Source organism: Streptococcus constellatus, from assembly GCF_902167705.1.
In the GTDB taxonomy this organism is placed as follows: Bacteria; Bacillota; Bacilli; order Lactobacillales; family Streptococcaceae; genus Streptococcus; species Streptococcus constellatus_A.
The window spans coordinates 22,061-40,807 of sequence record NZ_CABHMZ010000003.1 but is presented as its reverse complement, the minus strand read 5'-3'; the positions used below and the strand labels follow the sequence as shown (position 1 = coordinate 40,807).

The window sequence follows — 18,747 nt, the reverse complement described above, 5'->3', positions numbered from 1 at the left end:
TGATAAGTTTTTAACTTATCAGATTCTTTTTATTTGATCTTGTGCTTCTCTCAAACGACCATACAAAAGATACGGTACTTGTCTTAATTCCGATAAATTTTGGCAACCAAGCGCACACATGATCAAGCGCAAATCTTCTTTCCAGCCATTGACAATAGAGATGACTTCCGCTACCGAATATATCTCAATCAATTCTAGCATGGTGCGTGAAAGTCCAACAGCCTTAGCGCCTAACACAAAAGCCTTAACCATGTCAAGAGGCTGACGCACTCCGCCACTCACAAGAAGTTCCATTTTATCCAGCATCGGCTGAGCATTCAGTAAGGATTGGAGCGTAGATTGTCCCCAATCATTGAGATAGTCTCGATTTCCGCCACGCCTGTTTTCAATATAGGCGAAGCTCGTTCCGCCACGACCAGAAAGATCAACCGTTCGAATACCGAGGTCATAAGCTGTCTGAATCGTATCTAAATCCATACCAAAGCCAACTTCTTTCAACACCACTGGAACTATGCTTTTCTCAGCATAATCTTTTAAATGTGCTCGCCAAGTTTTAAAGGAGCGTTCTCCTTCTGGCATGAGCAATTCTTGCATGAGATTGACATGCACTTGTAAAAAAAGAGGGTGAAGGTCTGTAATTGCCTGCTGACCTAGGGAATACGGCTTATCCACTCCAATATTCGTTGCAAGGAGCAGGTTGGGCTTGCCTTGGCTGACAGTATAAGAGTCATCTGTTGGGTTATTCAAGGCAGCGCTGTAAGATCCTGTGACAAAAAGAATACCGCAGGCTTCTGCCACTTGTGCCAAGCGCTGATTGATGTCTTTTCCTTTCTCACTTCCACCTGTCATAGCATTGATGTAAAACGGAAATTCCCAATCTCTGCCTGCAAAATGCGTCCTCAGATCAATCTCGTCCAAATCATACTTAGGAAGCGAGCAATGAATAAGCTCCATGTCGTCAAAACTGTTGTAACCAGAAGTTTGCTCCAAAGCATATTTTATGTGCTCATCTTTGCGATTAGTCATTTCTCGGTTACCTCAATCCAAAATCGTTTTGTTCGGCTGCCATCATTAATATCCTGATAAGTGTTTTCATAAATACCACCATTGGATAGAATCGTCTTTTCAGAGCCGATATTTGTCTCATCACAAGTAACCAATGCCTTAGTAATTCCAAGTTTACCTGCTTCAAACAGCGCTAAATGCAGTTGTTCTTTCGCGTAACCCTTACGACGCTCGCTAGGACGAATAGAATAGCCAATATGACCCGCACAATTCATTAAGAACGGTTGTGAAAGATTGTGTCGGATATTGCAGATACCTACCATCCTCTGATCTGATTGACGAATACAAAGAAAAGTTGAAGAGGGAACACGTCCTTCTGACACGCCTACTTCACTTGTAATATCAGCTACATAAGTCAACCATTCCGAGAGATTTCTCATGGTCTCTAAACGTGCACCACCGTATAAATGTTCACCAGCCACTACAAATTCAGACTTGTAAGCAGCAATTTCTGATAAATAATTTCCTGATGGTTTTACTAAGTTTAAATCGTTCATAACTTCTCCCGATACAACAATTCAATTCCGGCTACCTGCCAACGCTCCACTAAGATTTCACTGGCTTGCGAATCAAAAGACAGCGCTATGCCACAGTCGCCACCGCCAGCACCGCTGCTCTTTGCCACACAGTCCAATCCTTGACTGGCTCTTTTTAAAGCTCTCAGTTTTTCATTATAAATAGCAGGGCTAAGTTCCATCAATAGGTGGCTAACTTTTTCTAAACTTTCCTTAAGAATTTCTTTCTCACCAGCAAGCAACGCCTTCTCCAGTCGAAGAACGTCTTCTTGCGTTTGCGCTAAAAAGCTGGATGAAATAGCTGAGGTGACCTGATTGATGAGATCTCTAGAAATAGCTGGTTCTTTTGTCCAGCCTACAAGAAAGTCAAACGTAAGTTGCGGTTGAATCCTCCGAATGACATATCCCCAATCTTGAGCTATTACCTGTTTTAAGGGCGACTCATTGATCTGCTCTGCTATTTTTTGACGGTCAAAAGATTGGTAATAAATCAAATCTTCATAAGCGATACACGCCACATCTCCCATGGAGCCATTATCCCCACGTTTAAGAAGGACATAAGCTGCCAGCTTAAAGGTTTCATCAGCAGATAACGCCAGACCATACAAGGCTGTTATTGCTCGTATGGTTAAAACTACGACACTCCCACTAGAGCCAAGACCAAATTTTTTCCCATCTCGCTCCATTTTTCCAGTAATGGTTAAGGAAAAGGGACGCAGTGAAATGGATCGACTTTGCAAAAACTCGTCCATGACGGCAACCGTGTCTTGAATCAGATGATAGTCATCATCAGGTGTCAAATCCACAGCATGGTCAAACATATCTGAAAACAGCTGGTAACATTCAGAAAAATGAATTTCCCCAGTCATGTAGATTGAAATATTTTTCAGAATCGCGCCTTGACCGGTCGTCAATACAGAATATTCCCCTGCCAAATACAATTTCCCACATGTTCTTACTGTTTTAGTCATCTGGCAATTCCTTCGTTTTAGAGACAATGAGGCGATATTTTGCTGCAAATATCGGCACCAAATGCTCCAAATCTTCTTCCAAACACAGCACTTTTACATTCGGTCCCGCGTCCATCGTGAAATAGCAATGCTCTCCCTGGCTGCGTAATTGTTTGATGAAGTCCATTGCTTCATAGCTTTTTTCGGTCAAATAAGAAAAAGCTGGTGTTGCTGTCTTAGTGGTGGCGTGCATGGCAAGCGCATTTTTTTCCGTTAATTCTCCTACCTTGGTAAAATCATTGTTAGACAAATAAGTCAGCATGGCTTTGTAATCTTCTTCTGACTGCTTCACCCAATCATCAAATGTCGTGGACGTTTCTGCACAGCGTTTCATTCCCTCACGACTTGAAATCGGCTTTTTCTGATCATACAAAACCAGCATTATCATGGCTAATTTCAAATCTGTCTTCACTGGATAAATCTCTCCGCTATCTTTGTCCCAAGCCGCAATCGGTCCATAAAAACTCCGTGAAGAAGATCCAGAAGCTAACTTTGCCTTTTGTGCCAGTTCTTTTGTGGACAAGTGCAATTCAAAAAAGTCATTACAAGCCTTAACGAGCGCAGACAAACCGCTCGAACTAGATGAGAGCCCTGCTGCTGTTGGCATATTATTGTTGGTATCAATTCGTACAAAACCAGCTCCGTGAGGACGAAAACGATCTACAATATTGCTCATTTTTTTATGTTCGGTTTGATCTTGCAGAACACCATTGATGTAAAATTCATCTGACTGGGCACTCGCTGGTAAGCTAGATAGGGTTGTTTCTGTGTACATATTTTCCAAGGTCAAAGAAATACTGCTCGTTGCAGGAATGATCTTGACAGTATCTTTCTTCCCCCAATATTTGATAATGGCAATATTGGCATAAGACCGCACCTTTACAGACTTTCGATCCATGTGTTTACCGCTCCTTTCTCCCTCAATAACTGAGATAGCCGAATAGCTTTTTCTTTGTTAGCCACCAGAGCAATAATGCAGCCACCTAGACCACCACCACTCATTTTCGCTCCAAGTGCTCCATTTTCTTGTGCTACGGCAACAAGTTTATCCGCTTCCGAGCAACTGACACCTAAATTTTTCAAGCTGAGGTGAGCTTCTGACATAGCAACACCAATCGCTGCCAAATCTTTTATCTTCAAAGCTGCTTCAACTTCATTGGTCAATTTGCCAAGCTGATGAAGATGTGGCAAAGCTCTTTTCCCAAGGCTCTCAACTTTTTGAATCGCCTCGCGCGTATGCCCATAAATCCCTGTGTCTGCAATCAAAAGATAAGCTCCAAGATTCGTCTCAAACTCTGAAAAACCAACATTTTTAATAAATTTAATAGCATGATCACTCAAGCAAGTCTTAGCGTCCAAACCACTCGGATTCATGTGAGCAATCATCTCTGCCCGATTGGCTAAAATTTCCAGAGTTTCCCTATCCAAATCCTGCTCATAGTAATCAAAAACAGCTCGAATCGCAGCAATACTCACTGCAGCAGAAGAGCCCATTCCGCGCTTTTCAGGCACCATTGACTCAATCTCACAGCGAATGTAAGCCTCTTTCACTCCCAAAAATTCCAAAGAAGCAAAAACCGCCATAGAAAGGGTATCTTCCTCGTACAAGACCCAGGCATGATCTGACGGCAAAATGCGACAAGTCACTTCGATATTAGTTAAAGGTAAGGCTAAAGCAGGATATCCATACACAACGGCATGCTCTCCTATTAGAATAATCTTACTATGTGCCCGACCGACACCTATTTTTTTTGTCATATTCTCTCTCTACATCACAATACTTCATCTATTATTTTAATATAATTCATAGAAAAAAGCGATTGTTAGTAGTCAATTCCTTTTACATTCCAAACTATTGTATTTCAATCCTTAAAACAGTGAGGGTAAGAGCAGGAAACCCAGCTCTTACCCTCACTATTTTTATTTTACAGTTCTTGTTTTATCAAATCCATGAGTTCATTGCGGTCTAAAATCCACTGCACACGTTCGTCTTTCTCATACGTCCGATTAGAAAGGAAAATGACTGCTTTCTGCTGTGAACGGTTAAACATAATGAATGTTCCTGTATAGCCTGTATGCTGCAACCATTCTTCATCTAAATCCCAAGCAAGGCTACGCATCTTACCAGCTTCTTTTGAAAAATTTTGCGTCAAGGCTGCTGCAAACTCATCCTGTAAATAATGCTCCAAAAAAGTTTCTAAATCCTTAACGGTGGAAAACAAGCCCGCACTACCTGCGTGTCTGCCCAATACATGCGCTTTCGGATCATGTACAATCCCTGCTTTTACACCACGAACGGTTGGAACAGCTTGTACGACGGGACCAAAAACTGTTTCTTTCATGCCCCAAGGCTGAAAGACTTTCTGTTCAAATAAGCCATTCAGAGATTGACCAAAGATTTCTTCCAACATAAAACCCAGCAACAAAAAATTCACATCTGTATAACGAAAACTCTTGTCGTCTAGTACCGTCAAATGATTCAAAGCATCCGTCAATTCTGCTGCATTGAGCGCATCTCGATTGAGAATAAAGGGATCGAGTCCTGATGTGTGAGTAGCTAGCTGACCTACCGTAACAGAGTCATCATGGAAAGCTGGATAATATTGTGTCAGAGGCGCGTCTAAATCGAGTTTTTTCTCATGGAATAGAAAAGCCAAAATCGTTCCGACACCCACAACCTTACTGACGCTTGCTAAGTCATAGACCAGTCCTGCTCGACTTTTCTCACTACGCTCAGGATTGCTCTCACCAAAGTAATATTCTTGCCATTTTCCCTGAGTATACAAAGCTAAGCTAGCTCCAGGATAGATTTGCTGTGTTATCTGCTGTTTGACTTTTGAGAGAATCTTATCCAAACTCATACAGCTTCAATCCAAACTTCAATTTGACTCTCATCTTTGGTTAAGAAAAATTTGCCCGATTTAGGTACAAAATTTTCTCTTCCTTGAAATAAATCGCGCAAGGCTTCCACATCAAATTGCTCAACTGTAAATTTAATCATTGCCAAGTCCCAAGTCTGAGAACTCTCTGTCAATAAATCTGCTCCGCTTGCCTCTTGAAAAGCTAATACTGATTGATCCTCCAGCCAAGCATGATAGAAATTTGCCATCATTTCATCTGGCACGCTAATCTGAATTTGCTCGATGGTAAATTGACTGAGCCCAGCAAAATCCTCTAGCGGCGAAAATGCTGGTGCAATCATCACTCTCTGCAAGGTCGTCCAGTCTTCCTCGCTATGCAGCAAAAATCTATCTCCTTCTGGTGAAGTTGCTTCAAAAGCATAGCCATTATCACCTTGATAAAGATAATCTACCTTGTTTCCACGCGCTAAAAGGGCTTCAATTTCTCGCGGATTGGCTACTTTGATAATGATTTTAGCCAGCTTCTTTGCCCCTACAACTTTGCGAGTACGCATGCTAGGTGACTCTTCTAGTTGCAGTTTTTCGACTTTTGTCTGGTCTCCAAGACTGACGAAAGCTCCTTCTTCCAACAAGTCTCTCATTCCCAAAGTTTGGCAATAAAATACAAGATTATTTTTTCGATTATTGATTTTTAATACTGGTATCGTATTTACAATTTTATTTGTTGAACGCATAAATTCCTCCAAGCTTTTCTATTTTAAATAATTTTTGTGTATTTTACAAATATTTATATAAAAATAGAAAAAATTATAATATTACTGATAAATATTTTGTGCCACTACCAGCTCATTTGCCGACTCAAATTCGTATTGTAGGTAAGATTGATACGTTCCCGGAGCAATAATCCCACGCATATCTAAGATAGCTGTTCCAGCCTGTCCGATAATACTATCCGCAAGCAAGCAGCAATTGGTGGACAGGATAAAATAGGTTTTAAAACGGCTGGTTTTAAATTTATATAAATGAGCTCCCAATTCATGCTTCAATTTATAAGCATATGTATGTTCATCGTCTTTCAAATCTGCTGGTGGATTCCAGACTTCCAGCAACTCATCAATCTCAGCCAATCGCTTCTCCACAGCGCGCTTCTGTTCATCAGTCAGAGACAAACCATAGCCAAACAAGGTTTTTTTGCTTTCTTCTTTGCACAAGTCAATATAAGCATCTTTATCCACTTTAAACAAAACACCGTCTCCGATCGTGCCAAACAAGCGCTCTGAAAAGACATCATAACTGCCATAAGAAATAACTTTTCCTTGATAGCAAATATCAACGTGACCAATCATCCCAAAAAGGTTTTGATCTGATGTATGAATCAGCACTTCTAAGTCAACTGGCTTTTGTTCATCTAGAATACGGCTGTAAACCTTTTGGTGTTCTCGTTTTTCACCCTGCAAAAAACGATTAAAACGATTCAGTTGCTCTGCTGGGAAAAAGGCAGCGATAATGACAGGCAGGTTGATCCGAATACGGCGCCGAAGCTGCTTTTGTTCCAAATCTGTATTGAAAAAAGCACCATCGCGAACATTGGAAAAGCCTAATAATATTAGATAAATACCGACAATTAAAAATTGCATTCTACCGTCCGTGCTAGGAGAAAATACCGTTGTCAGTCCAATCCCGCCATAAAGCAAGGTATCAAAAAGATAACGGAAACCGCCTTTTAGCTTATTTTGACGGTAAAGAAGATAAGTAATGCCATAGACTGCCGCTGTACACAACTGATAGCAGCCTAATATAATAATGACAATATTGACTGGCAAATTGCTGACACGGTTGAGAAAGCCAACAATCAGTCCGACAAGAACGTGAAAAAGAGCCGAACCAAGACTAATGCGATTCTTCTTCACTAAGAAACGAAAGAAAAGATTGATAACCCCGACAAATAAAAAATAAATGACCAATAAATCAAACGCAAATTTTGTAAAATCAACACCGTTTGCAATAATAATAGCGCCAAAAAGAATCGCCAAAATGCCGAATACGAGTGTTCGTCTGCCACTTAATCTATCTAATTCCATCTCATCTCTCCCAAATAAAAGATGGGAGTGGGACAAAAATTGCTACTTTGCAAAAAGTCCGTTTTTCGCTCCACTTCCCTGTTGTTATCCTTACCCTTTAGTATAGCATTTTATCTTGGCAAGCGTCCAGTCACTTTCCCGTTTTTAGCACGGTCTGTCGCTTCGTCAGTCATCAAAAAACGGCTCGTAATGAACCGTTCTTCTTTTTTTATAGATTATCCATAAATCATCTTGTAAAGTGCCACTGCAGCAATACCTGCAAGAATTGGAGCTACAACTGGTACCCAAGCATACCACCATTTTGAATCCCCTTTGTGTTCACCCAGAACTGATTTTGGAAGAAGGAAGTGAAGAATACGTGGACCCAAGTCACGTGCAGGGTTCAGTCCTGGACCTGTAGGACCACCAAGTGATGTCACCAACGCCATGACAAGGAAACCAAGTGCCAAGTGTGATACAGCAAGACCAGCATTGATGTGAGAGCCGATTGCTACTTTTCCTTGAATTTGGGATGCATCCACTCCACGAGTTGCAGCGTATTTGACAACTTCTGCACCAAAATAATTTTTAGTCATAGAAATTGCTGCAAAGAACAGTACAAATGAGCCAATAAATTCATTGATAAAACCATTTACCATAGAAGCAACATGTGACTGCTTGCTTCCATCATCTGTATTCACAATGGTTGAGAATGAACCCAAAATAGCATTTGGATTTGTTGTTTGCAAGTAGTAAGGACGGTGGCTTGCTACTACTAACGCTTGTCCAAACATTGCTCCCAATACTTGTGCAATAATGTAAGGCGCAACTTGTGCCCAAGGGAAGTATCCGCTAATCGCAAGTCCTAGTGTGAATGCAGGATTGATATGATTTCCTGATACATTTCCAAACATAAGAGCAGGAATCATAACCCCCATACCATAACCAACTGCAATCACCAACCAGCCACTTTGATGACCCTTTGTTCCCTTTAATTCAACATTGGCAACAGCCCCGTTCCCCAAAATAATGAGAATTGCCGTTCCAAGAAATTCTGTGATATATTTCACAGTCCATGTGACATCCATTTTTATTCTCCTCTTTAATTAAAAAAATTTTAGACAAATCCTATTTTATCAGTTACAATGGATAATGTAAAGGTTATTTTTTGACAAAGTGTAAAAAAGGAGTAAAAATATGCGCTATAATCAGTATAGTTATACACCAGAAACAAACAAAAAAATGCTGGCTGAAATGGAAAGCATTGGATTTTCTTTCCACCCAGAGTATTCTGATAAAGAAAATTTAGAGACTTTTGTACGTAGAACTTTTTTTAATTATAAACATACAGACTATGCTTTAAAGTCTTTGGTTGCCAATTCAAATACAGACTTACTCAGCTTTTTTACGTCCAATCAGGAATTGACAGCAGAGATTTTTTATACCATTATTTTTCAATTGCTGGGATTTGTGCCCTTTGTTGACTTTGACGATGTAGAAACATTCCGCAAGGACGTAAACTTTCCCATTACCTATGGAAATTTGCTCGAAAATCTCTATCAATTGCTCAATACGCGCACCAAAAACGGCAATCTCTTGATTGATAAGTTGGTAAGCGAAGGCTTGATCCCTGAAGACAATACCTACCACTATTTCAATGGTAAAAGTCTTGCGACCTTTACTAGCCATAATGCTATCCGCGAAGTGGTCTATGTGGAATCGCGCGTGGATACCGACGAAGATGGGCTGCCTGATTTGATTAAGGTCAGCATCATTCGTCCTCATTTTGATGGACAAATTCCTGCTGTCATGACTGCTAGCCCTTATCACCAAGGAACCAACGACAAAGCCAGCGACAAAGCACTTTATAACATGAATGTGAATTTGGTTAAAAAAGAGGCCGGAAAAATCACCGTCCATGACTCTGAAGTTTGCTTGGTTGAACCACAAGGTCAAGCTGTATTAGCGGAGCAAGCAGAAGAAACACTCGGTCATATCGAAACTTATACACTCAATGACTACCTTCTTACTCGTGGTTTTGCTAATTTATATGTATCAGGTGTGGGAACAAAGGACTCTGACGGTCTCATGACGAGCGGAGATTATTATCAAATCGAGGCTTATAAAAATGTTATTGATTGGTTAAATGGTCGCTGTCGTGCTTTCACAGACCATACCAGACAACGAGAAATCAAAGCCACTTGGTCCAATGGAAAGGTTGCTACAACAGGAATCTCTTACCTCGGAACTCTGTCAAATGGGCTAGCTACAACTGGCGTAGATGGTCTTGAGGTCATTATTGCTGAAGCTGGAATTTCTTCTTGGTACAATTACTATCGTGAAAATGGCTTAGTGACAAGCCCCGGCGGCTATCCTGGTGAAGATTTTGACTCTTTGACAGAATTAACTTACTCACGCAATCTTCTAGCGGGCGAACGTCTTCGTCACAATGCCGAGTATCAAAAGAGCCTCAAAACATTAAAAGCAAATTTGGAGCGCGAAACGGGTGATTATAATCAATTTTGGCATGACCGCAACTATCTGATTCACGCACACAAGGTCAAAGCCGAAGTCGTCTTCACTCATGGCTCCCAAGACTGGAATGTCAAACCACTGAATGTTTACAATATGTTCCACGCACTACCACAAAACATCAAAAAGCATTTGTTTTTCCACAATGGCGCTCACGTTTACATGAATAATTGGCAATCCATTGACTTTCGTGAGTCCATGAATGTACTTCTCAGCAAGAAACTGCTGGGATACAATTCCCACTTTGAATTGCCAACGGTAATCTGGCAAGACAATAGTCAAGCACAGAGCTGGCTGTCACTAAAGAATTTTGGTAATCAAAAGCACCACACTCATTTCAATCTAGGTAGTACTACCCAAGATATTCAAAATGCTTACTCTGAGACGGACTACAAGCGTTTCAGCAAGACCTATCAAACCTTCAAAAATGAACTCTTTGATGGAAAAGTCAATCAAGTGACCGTTGACTTCACCTTAGAAAAAGACCTTTTCCTTAATGGTCCCGTCAAGCTCAATCTGCGCCTTAAATCCAGTACCGATAAAGGTCTGATTTCCGCACAGCTATTAGATGTTGGACAAGCTAAACGCCTCACTCCAATTCCTGGCATCCTTGCACCAAAAGTCATGGACAATGGTCGCTTTTACATGCTGGATCATTTAATGGAATTGCCTTTCAAAGAGACACCTCACCGCGTTGTGACAAAAGGATTTCTCAACTTACAAAACCGCACCGATTTGCTAACAGTTGAAGAAGTCATGCCAGACCAATGGTTAGAATTTTCTTTTGAATTACAGCCAACCATTTACAAAATGCAATCAGGCAATACACTCCGCCTTGTCCTCTACACAACCGACTTTGAACATACCGTCCGCGATAATACCGACTATCATTTAACCATTGACCTAGCAAACTCTAGCTTAGATGTGCCAGATATGATAAAATAAGATATTAATGTTTGAAAATTAAGGAGAACCAAAACAATGATGAACATGCAATCAATGATGAAACAAGCACAAAAATTGCAAAAACAAATGGAAAAAGGGCAAGCTGAGCTTGCTGCGACAGAATTTGTTGGCAAATCCGCCCAAGACCTCGTGGTCGCAACTCTTACAGGTGACAAAAAAGTCGTCAAAATCGACTTCCAAGAAGCTGTTGTCGACCCAGAAGACTTAGAAACTTTATCTGACATGACAACCCAAGCAATCAATGCTGCCCTTGCTGAGATTGATGATGCAACCAAGAAAAAATTAGGTGCATTCGCAGGGAAAATGCCGTTTTAAAATAAATTTAAAAAACCAGCCCCTCCTAGTTCATTACTAAGAGGGGCTTTGTTTTATGTGAAATTAAAAAAGTCAAAAGCTTGATTTAGCAGCAAGTTAGCATATTTAGGATTATTTTGTAATTCTTTGATGGCTGTTTGTACTAACTGCACATCGTCTGTGATAATCCCGTCTACACCCAGACGCAGTGATTTTGAAATGCTGTCTTCGTCGTTAACTGTCCAATCATACAGCTTTTTATCTGTTTCCCACAGTTTGTAAACGAAGTTGTCATCAAGCGTGGAATACTCCATGGTATAGCCACTTGCCTTGGTTCGTGGGAAAATTGTATTGTAAGGAAGGATGAAAAAGGTTGGAATGCTGGCATCGTATTTGACCACTTTATTGATGACTTTATAATCCAGCGAATGCATTTGATGACCGTACTGTTTGATGATTTTTCCATATTTTTTCAAGAAGCGATCTATCATATCAGGCGAGTCTTTCTTGCTGGTTTTTATTTCAATCAGCAGGCGTTGCCCCAATTCATTAGCACGTTTTAAATACGCATCAAAACTTGAAATCGTCGTTCGATAACCATTTTCTGAAACATCCAAAGCCGCTAATTCAGCCAAGGTCAAATCTTGTGGTTTGGCATTGACTCCAGCCAAGGCCGATAAATTCGCATCATGCATCATAACAAACTGACCGTCCTTTGTTTCCTGAACGTCCATTTCAACATAATCTGGTTTTAATAAAGCTGTCTTTTCTAACGATTGAATCGTATTTTGCACACCATTTGCTTGCGAAACACCGCGATGTGAAATGACGACAGGATTGCTACTTAAAGGAACTTGAAGATAACTATAGCCTTCAGCTGCAAATGCTAAAAAAGCAATAGACATAACCACCCAACGATAGAGTCGATCCAGCTTTCTACGTGCACTATAAGAAAGACTTTGCTCTGTCAAAAAGGCTACAAATTTAACTAAAAAATAGGTCAACATCAAATAATGAGCCGTTTTCATCAACACAAAATTGACAACTCCTGCTGTAATCGCAGCTTGATTGGACTGACCGTCTGCATAACTTTGCAGAAATAATAATGGAATAGTGATGGCAAAAAAGAGCAAAAAACTCTTGGTAACAATCCAAAATAAGTGCCAAGAATAGAATACCAAACGCTTACGCGTTTTTCCCAAACTAAATTGAACCGCTTCTCTGACGGAAACATTCTCAATCAGAATCTTGGGCAAAGCAAACATCAAACGGACAGCAACCAATAACATCAATAGCACTAACAAAGCAAGCCCAATTCCAGCTAAAAAATAGGTGTCTTGTAAGTAAGTCACGATGAAATTCGGAATTAAAATTTTGTTCAAATAATAAATTTTCAAGATTTTCCGAATGAAAGGAAAGAGCAAAGCAATGTACAATAAGACAAATGCAACCTTGCTGGGACGAGCTTGTTTTAAAAGAGACAAGCCATCTGCGACTGTTTTTTTAGTGAATGCAAAAAGCGTGCTTTCCTGCTGCGTCAGCAGATTGTGTGCGCCTAAAAAGAGCAAACCAACCTGAAAATAAGCGACTAGCAGGTTCACTAGAAATAATACAATAAAGGCTAGAGTCACTAAGGGATTGCTAGATAGTACACCTAAAACATTGTTATAAGATAAAAATTGATAGCCTGTCAGCCGTAGCAAAGAACCTGCAGCCCAAGAATTAAAGGGCAACCAAATATATTCCATTGCCATAAAAATGATAAAAAACAAAAATAAAATTTTATCAAGGTTGTAATATAGCTTGTGAAAGCCTAAACGTTGTTGTTTCATCGTTCTCCTTTAATGATAAGTTTATCAGTCGAAGCATAGAGAGGATTTGCTATGCGAATCAAATCTCCATAACTTTTCTTTAATGCTTCAAAAGCGGTCCGAACCTCTGCAGGAATTTCTACATGAGAAATATAGCCCATCCCTCTTGGACCGTATCCAGTAGAATTATCTGTTAAGCGCGGAATCTCTCCCATCAGCAAACTGAGATAACGCTCCATTTCCCACATTCCATGAATCGGCTGTTTAAAAACAAGCTGCTTTTCTTTTACCATCACTTCTGCATGATAAGCAGCGAAATTGATGATTTTCCTATCAGTTGAAATGTACTTTTTTAGACCCGCTTCCATGCGTGCTTGCATGGTTGCATCCTGACAAAGAATAATCGAGTGAAAGTCAATCCCTTCTCTCTTCAGCAAATCCAGCAAATAGGTGATGTTGTTGCCACAATTGGTCGAGCGACATTCCAGATAATCAGCCGTTACATTATACTTTTCCTTCAAATAAGCATTGAAAATTTCTGCCTCTGACAAAGTTTGGGTTTCTATTTTCGGATATTCCTCAGCGACCACTTGCCGCAAAGTATCAGTCGTATGCCCTGCTCCGCCGACAATAACATAAGTCTTTGCCACATCCTCTGACATAGCTTGCGCCAGAACATCTCCGCCCGCCAAAATACTTCCGCCAAACAGCACCATGACATCCGCTTGTTTAAAGTGGTATTTCTTTTCCAATTCTAGTTGTGTTAGTTCTGGCAAATCACGTTTCCCACAAAAAGTGCCAAGGATATTGATATTGTTTGCTAATTCTTCCTTCATCATACCTTTCATTCTATAAAAAAATCTCAGTTTCTTCAACCGAGATTCTCATTATCTTCCAAACAATCTTGCAAAGAAGCCTTTTTGCTCTTGTGCTTGCACTTTTTCCTTAGCTTCGTCCAATTCTAATAGCAAGGTTTCACGTTCATTCATGGCTTTAGCAGTCAGTTGTTGCTGTTGGTCTAATTGCTTGTCTTTTTCAGCAATTTGAACATCTTTCACGCGCAACTGCTCATCTTTTTTAGCTAATTGAGCATCTTTTGCTTTCAGCTGATCATACAAGCGAATAATTTCAGCATTTTTCTCGTCTACTAAAATTTCCATGAGTTCACGCTGTTTAACATCCTCGCTGACCGGCTCATCTTCAAAAATCGTCTTTTTGTAGATTTCTTCCAGCTTTATCAAGCCGCTGCGCGTTACAACAGTAACCCCTTTTTCATTCTTGTCTGTATCCTCAGGTGCAAGAGTTTTGACCCGATTATTCATTGCCTGACGGCTAATCCCTAAAATTTCGGCTAGCTCGCTGACTGTCTTTTCAATTGCCATAATTTCCTCTGAAACTTTTCTAGATATAGATACCTAAATCTTATCATATCAAGACTTAACTGTCAAATTTGCTCCGGATTTCAAGGAATTTTGCCACATTTATGATACAATAAAATTTGACATATCCATTTAAAGAAAGAAGTACAATGAACCATTTTGATACAATCGTGATAGGTGGAGGACCTGCTGGTATGATGACTGCTATTTCCAGTTCCTTTCATGGGCAAAAGACTCTCCTCTTAGAAAAAAATAAGCGCTTGGGCAAGAAGCTCGCTGGAACAGGTGGCGGACGTTGCAACGTGACGAATAATGGCACTTTAGAGGACCTATTGGCTGGCATTCCAGGCAATGGGCGCTTTCTTTATAGTGTCTTTTCCCAGTTTGACAATCATGATATTATCAATTTTTTCACCGAAAATGGTGTGAAACTTAAAATTGAAGACCACGGTCGCGTTTTCCCAGCATCAGACAAATCTCGGACGATTATTGAAGCCTTAGAACAGAAAATGAGAGAGCTGGGTGCCACAATCAAAACACAAACAGAAGTGGTTTCTGTAAAGAAAAATGAAGATGACTTCATCATCAAGTCGAGTGACCACATTTGGAGCTGCAACCGATTGATTGTCACAACAGGGGGGAAGTCTTATCCTTCAACTGGCTCTACTGGCTTTGGCTACGAGATTGCCCGTCATTTCAAACATACAATTACGGAGCTAGAAGCTGCTGAAAGTCCGCTTTTGACTGACTTTCCACACAAGGTTTTACAAGGAATTTCCCTGCAAGACGTCACCCTCAGCTACGATAAGCATATCATCACTCACGACCTACTCTTTACTCATTTTGGTTTATCTGGTCCAGCTGCTCTACGGATGTCCAGTTTCATCAAAGGCGGAGAAATGATTTATTTGGATACTTTGCCTCAGATGAGCAGAGATGATTTGGCAGCATTTTTAGAAGAAAATCGCGAAAAATCAATCAAGAATTGTCTCAAACAATTGCTTCCTGAGCGTCTGGCAGATTTTCTCGCACAGCCATTTCCCGAAAAGGTCAAACAACTCAATCCTAGACAAAAAGAAGAGTTTCTCAGCACTATCAAAGAGTTAGCCATTCCAGTTACAGGCAAGATGTCTCTGGCCAAATCTTTTGTGACTAAGGGCGGTGTCAGCCTCAAAGAAATCAATCCCAAGACTTTAGAAAGCAAACTGGTTTCTGGGCTTTATTTTGCTGGGGAAGTGCTGGATATCAATGCACATACCGGCGGCTTCAACATTACGACAGCTCTTTGTACTGGCTGGGTCGCTGGAAGTGTAGAATACTAAAAACAGGACAAGTGCTGTCATGCAGAACATGTTGGCACCTGCCCTATTTTTTATTTCGCTTGTGTAACGTAAATGTGGATAACATCTGCTGCATATTGAGCTGTTCCAACTCCAAATTGGTCAATATTTTTCTTAAATTCTGGATTTGCCACATAGCCTTTTCCGATAGAAGCAAAAACTTCTAGCGAGCAATCAAAGCCATAAGTTCGGATAGCCTGTAAAAGATTGGCTGCCTGCACTTGATTTTCTGCTGCATCCACTTTCAAACCTTGTTGCAGATTTTTTGCTAAATTTCGGAATACTTGATTAAAGGCTTCTGTTGCTTGCTCCTCTTGACCTGCTTGCCTACTTGCCGCTTCATCCATAACAGCTTGTCCATATTTTTCTACAGCTTGATGACGGTAGTTTTCATGATCTTCGTAAGTAAAGCCAACAAATTTTTCTTGCGTTGTCATTTTTCTTTCTCCTTTTTGAGCTTGAATTGTCTTTTGTAAGGTGGAAATCAAGGTATCCAAATGTTCCCTTTCCTGCTGTAAAAACTGCAGCTGTTTGTTCAAGTGAGGCAATAATTCCTGTTCTTCCTGACTTAGCAGCTCTGCTATTTTCTTTAAAGAAAAACCAAGATATTTGTAAAATAAAATAATTTGCAAGCGCTCCAAGTCTGCCTCGCTATAAAGGCGATACCCGTTTTCAGACTTCTGCGGAATCAACAGTCCAATCTTGTCATAGTGATGCAGCGTTTTAACAGAAACACCTGAAAGCTGCGCAGCTTCTTTAACTTGATACATCATTTCCTCCTTACAAATCTCATTATAAACCCTGACCTAACATCAAAGTCAACACATTTTTTAAAAATAGTTTATCAAAAAAGATAGCTTCTTTCAGCTATCTTTTCAGCAATTATATCATGATTTTTCTAGAAAAATACTTAGCACTTAAGAAATAGATGCAATTTATCTGCTATTTTCTAATAAAAATATTCAAAATTGTTAAAAGAGCATTCCAAGCAAAATGCACACCTATCGTATACCAGACAGAATTCGTCTTTCTATAGAGCCAAGAAAGAATGAACCCCATTACAAAATAATATATAAAATCTGTTATGACCCAACCATTTTGCAACGAATGAATATGAATACAGCTGAATAGGCTGGATGAAATCAGCATATCAAGGCGATAAGACTGGAATTTCTGAAATGAACTCATCACTAGACCTCGATAAACCAATTCCTCAGAAATGGGAGCCACCACAATAGGATAAAATACCATCTGAATAAAAAAGGCAAATCCAGTTAGTTCCTGAAATCCTTCACGAATAGCTTGAGCATTTTGAGTTATCGGAAAAATCAATGGCGTAAAAGACGCCCATAAGAATAGCAACACAAATGCAAGCATGCTATACATCAACGACAGCCAACTAAATGTTACCTTTCTAATCGCTAACAAATGTTGATGATACCAAAGCAGGTAGCCTGCCACTACACCATGGCAAGCTACTACTCCCGTAACAAATAGATAATACCAGACATCTGGCAATTGAGAAATGATAGTTAAAGAAAAAATGAATCGCATACCAAATTGATAGGACAACAAAAGTAAACTAATATAGGTATAATACCTAAAGCTGTTTGTTAATTTCATAAAATGCACCATTCTTTCTATAAAGCTCTACTTTTTAAGGTTTTTTCTTTGAAAAAGCAGATCCTAAACTACCAAGCCAGCTCCAGCCCTCCAGCCACCGCCAGAATTTCCCCAACCTAAATAATGCCAAGAGTTCCATAGGGCGTTTCAAGACGATTGACTTTGTAACCCCACACTGTCATTCTACTAAATTTAAAGTAAAACATTCGTGAAAATCCTGAATAGTCTATTTTAGGTCTTAAACGGTCATTTTTAACAAAAACTCCGCCTTAGTGATTTCCTATTATCACCTCATCAAAATCACTTTGTGAAAGCCAATCATATTCTACCTCTCATTGGTAATAACTTACGAAAATAGTAGAATTCTTCAAAATTTTATAGGAGATAACGTAGACAAAGACTAGCTTCCAAATCTTAAAGTAATATCATAAGAAGTTGCATCAATCCATTATAAGTTATATGCACACCGATAGACCAATAGATGGACTTAACATGCTTAAATAAAAGAGTAAAAAACAGACCGCCAACAAAGTAAAAAATGAAATCTGTCCCTGACCAGCCGTAGTTAGAAATATGCAACACAGCAAAAAATACAGCTGAAGCCAAAACATCCAGCCTCCAATAGGAACATTTCTCCAAAGCTGTCATAACCAGCCCACGATAGATGATTTCTTCAAAAACGGGTGCTAGAATGACAGGATAGAGAAAACGCATGAGAAAAATAGTCGCACCTGTAAATGTGGACACATGGGCATGGTACCTGCTTGCATTTTCAGGAGCAGGTAGTAAAATACTAGCCATCATATTCCAGATATAAAGGGCAAAGATGGTTAGGATAGCATAAGCTAGATAAGACCAACGGAAAGTTTTGCCATTCATCTTTTGCCAATTTCCTGTCTTGAAAAGAAGGATTACAGCTGGAGCAATCACCAGCAGACGCAGGCTCATATCTAAAATATAAAACAAAAAATCAGACACACCAGCAAAAATAGGAAGATATAAAACATTGTGGGGAATAATCTGGTAAAGCGTTGCTAAAATCAGAGCAATAAGAGGATAAACTTGTTGTAGTTTCTGTTTCATAAAAACCTTTCTAATTTAATCTAATATCAAAAACACCAATTGCTAAAAATCTATTCTACAGAAATTACCCGGCTATGAAACAGTAAATAGAACGAATATAGCGAAAAAGAATACACAAAACCACTCCAGATCTAACATACCGTCTTCTAACATACTAAAGAGACGGACAAAAATCAGCACATCTATCTAGTACTTTCTATAATTAGTT

General features: G+C 39.8%; 18 protein-coding genes. 3 read left to right on the top strand and 15 right to left on the bottom strand.

All coding sequences use genetic code 11. From position 1 onward, the window contains the following. Nucleotides 1–18 precede the first annotated feature (18 nt). From fni to gla, 9 genes are all read right to left on the bottom strand, one after another. Complete coding sequence (fni, locus tag FQ204_RS00465) at nt 19–1,026, bottom strand: type 2 isopentenyl-diphosphate Delta-isomerase (protein WP_144207227.1); 1,008 nt, start codon at nt 1,024–1,026, stop codon at nt 19–21. After that, nucleotides 1,023–1,562 carry a GNAT family N-acetyltransferase gene (locus tag FQ204_RS00460; RefSeq protein WP_144207224.1) on the bottom strand — a complete coding sequence of 180 codons (540 nt, stop codon included), beginning with the start codon at nt 1,560–1,562 and terminating at the stop codon, nt 1,023–1,025. Before FQ204_RS00460 ends, fni begins: the two co-directional genes overlap by 4 nt. Then, entirely contained in the window at nt 1,559–2,551 is a 993-nt protein-coding gene (locus FQ204_RS00455) for a phosphomevalonate kinase (RefSeq protein ID WP_144207221.1), read from the bottom strand. Before FQ204_RS00455 ends, FQ204_RS00460 begins: the two co-directional genes overlap by 4 nt. After that, complete coding sequence (gene mvaD / locus FQ204_RS00450) at nt 2,544–3,488, bottom strand: diphosphomevalonate decarboxylase (RefSeq protein WP_144207219.1); 945 nt, start codon at nt 3,486–3,488, stop codon at nt 2,544–2,546. The genes FQ204_RS00455 and mvaD overlap by 8 nt, the downstream gene beginning before the upstream one ends. After that, the gene (mvk, locus tag FQ204_RS00445; RefSeq protein WP_144207215.1) at nt 3,470–4,348 is read right to left on the bottom strand and encodes a mevalonate kinase; all 879 of its coding nucleotides are present in this window, start codon (nt 4,346–4,348) and stop codon (nt 3,470–3,472) included. Before mvk ends, mvaD begins: the two co-directional genes overlap by 19 nt. A 167-nt stretch (nt 4,349–4,515) precedes the next feature. Then, nucleotides 4,516–5,451, bottom strand: a complete 936-nt coding sequence (locus tag FQ204_RS00440; protein WP_144207212.1) for a serine hydrolase domain-containing protein — start codon at nt 5,449–5,451, stop codon at nt 4,516–4,518. Next, nucleotides 5,448–6,185 carry a CppA N-terminal domain-containing protein gene (locus tag FQ204_RS00435; RefSeq protein WP_144207209.1) on the bottom strand — a complete coding sequence of 246 codons (738 nt, stop codon included), beginning with the start codon at nt 6,183–6,185 and terminating at the stop codon, nt 5,448–5,450. The genes FQ204_RS00440 and FQ204_RS00435 overlap by 4 nt, the downstream gene beginning before the upstream one ends. A gap of 81 nt (nt 6,186–6,266) precedes the next feature. Further along, on the bottom strand, nt 6,267–7,532 hold the full coding sequence (locus tag FQ204_RS00430) for a DUF308 domain-containing protein (RefSeq protein ID WP_144207206.1): 1,266 nt from the start codon (nt 7,530–7,532) through the stop codon (nt 6,267–6,269). Between the two features lie 215 nt (nt 7,533–7,747). Continuing rightward, nucleotides 7,748–8,599 carry an aquaglyceroporin Gla gene (gene gla / locus FQ204_RS00425; RefSeq protein ID WP_144207203.1) on the bottom strand — a complete coding sequence of 284 codons (852 nt, stop codon included), beginning with the start codon at nt 8,597–8,599 and terminating at the stop codon, nt 7,748–7,750. Nucleotides 8,600–8,708: 109 nt separating this feature from the next. On the opposite strand from gla, the gene FQ204_RS00420 reads away from it, so the two are divergent. After that, nucleotides 8,709–10,988, top strand: a complete 2,280-nt coding sequence (locus FQ204_RS00420; RefSeq protein ID WP_144207200.1) for a Xaa-Pro dipeptidyl-peptidase — start codon at nt 8,709–8,711, stop codon at nt 10,986–10,988. Nucleotides 10,989–11,024: 36 nt separating this feature from the next. Further along, entirely contained in the window at nt 11,025–11,324 is a 300-nt protein-coding gene (locus tag FQ204_RS00415) for a YbaB/EbfC family nucleoid-associated protein (protein WP_144207198.1), read from the top strand. Nucleotides 11,325–11,377: 53 nt separating this feature from the next. Here FQ204_RS00415 and FQ204_RS00410 read toward each other — a convergent pair whose 3' ends face one another. Genes FQ204_RS00410 through FQ204_RS00400 form a run of 3 tightly spaced genes read right to left on the bottom strand, consistent with a single transcriptional unit; the run spans nt 11,378 to nt 14,496 of the window. Further along, nucleotides 11,378–13,135: a glycerophosphoryl diester phosphodiesterase membrane domain-containing protein gene (locus tag FQ204_RS00410; RefSeq protein WP_144207195.1), complete on the bottom strand. Its 1,758-nt coding sequence runs from the start codon at nt 13,133–13,135 to the stop codon at nt 11,378–11,380. Next, a complete protein-coding gene (locus tag FQ204_RS00405; RefSeq protein ID WP_144207192.1) occupies nt 13,132–13,953 on the bottom strand; it encodes a YdcF family protein in 822 nt (273 codons plus the stop codon). Before FQ204_RS00405 ends, FQ204_RS00410 begins: the two co-directional genes overlap by 4 nt. A gap of 48 nt (nt 13,954–14,001) precedes the next feature. Then, a complete protein-coding gene (locus FQ204_RS00400; RefSeq protein WP_144207189.1) occupies nt 14,002–14,496 on the bottom strand; it encodes a DUF536 domain-containing protein in 495 nt (164 codons plus the stop codon). A gap of 146 nt (nt 14,497–14,642) precedes the next feature. Between FQ204_RS00400 and FQ204_RS00395 the strand changes: the two genes are divergently transcribed. After that, entirely contained in the window at nt 14,643–15,815 is a 1,173-nt protein-coding gene (locus FQ204_RS00395) for an NAD(P)/FAD-dependent oxidoreductase (protein WP_144207186.1), read from the top strand. Between the two features lie 50 nt (nt 15,816–15,865). Here FQ204_RS00395 and FQ204_RS00390 read toward each other — a convergent pair whose 3' ends face one another. The 3 genes from FQ204_RS00390 to FQ204_RS00380 all read right to left on the bottom strand — a co-directional run bounded on the left by FQ204_RS00390 (nt 15,866) and on the right by FQ204_RS00380 (nt 18,539). Next, complete coding sequence (locus FQ204_RS00390) at nt 15,866–16,603, bottom strand: MerR family transcriptional regulator (protein ID WP_144207693.1); 738 nt, start codon at nt 16,601–16,603, stop codon at nt 15,866–15,868. Nucleotides 16,604–16,775: 172 nt separating this feature from the next. Beyond that, nucleotides 16,776–17,456 (bottom strand): CPBP family intramembrane glutamic endopeptidase, encoded by a 681-nt coding sequence (locus FQ204_RS00385; RefSeq protein WP_186286775.1) that lies wholly within the window; start codon nt 17,454–17,456, stop codon nt 16,776–16,778. 414 nt (nt 17,457–17,870) lie between these two features. Further along, on the bottom strand, nt 17,871–18,539 hold the full coding sequence (locus FQ204_RS00380; protein WP_260843516.1) for a CPBP family intramembrane glutamic endopeptidase: 669 nt from the start codon (nt 18,537–18,539) through the stop codon (nt 17,871–17,873). Between the last annotated feature and the right edge of the window lie 208 nt (nt 18,540–18,747).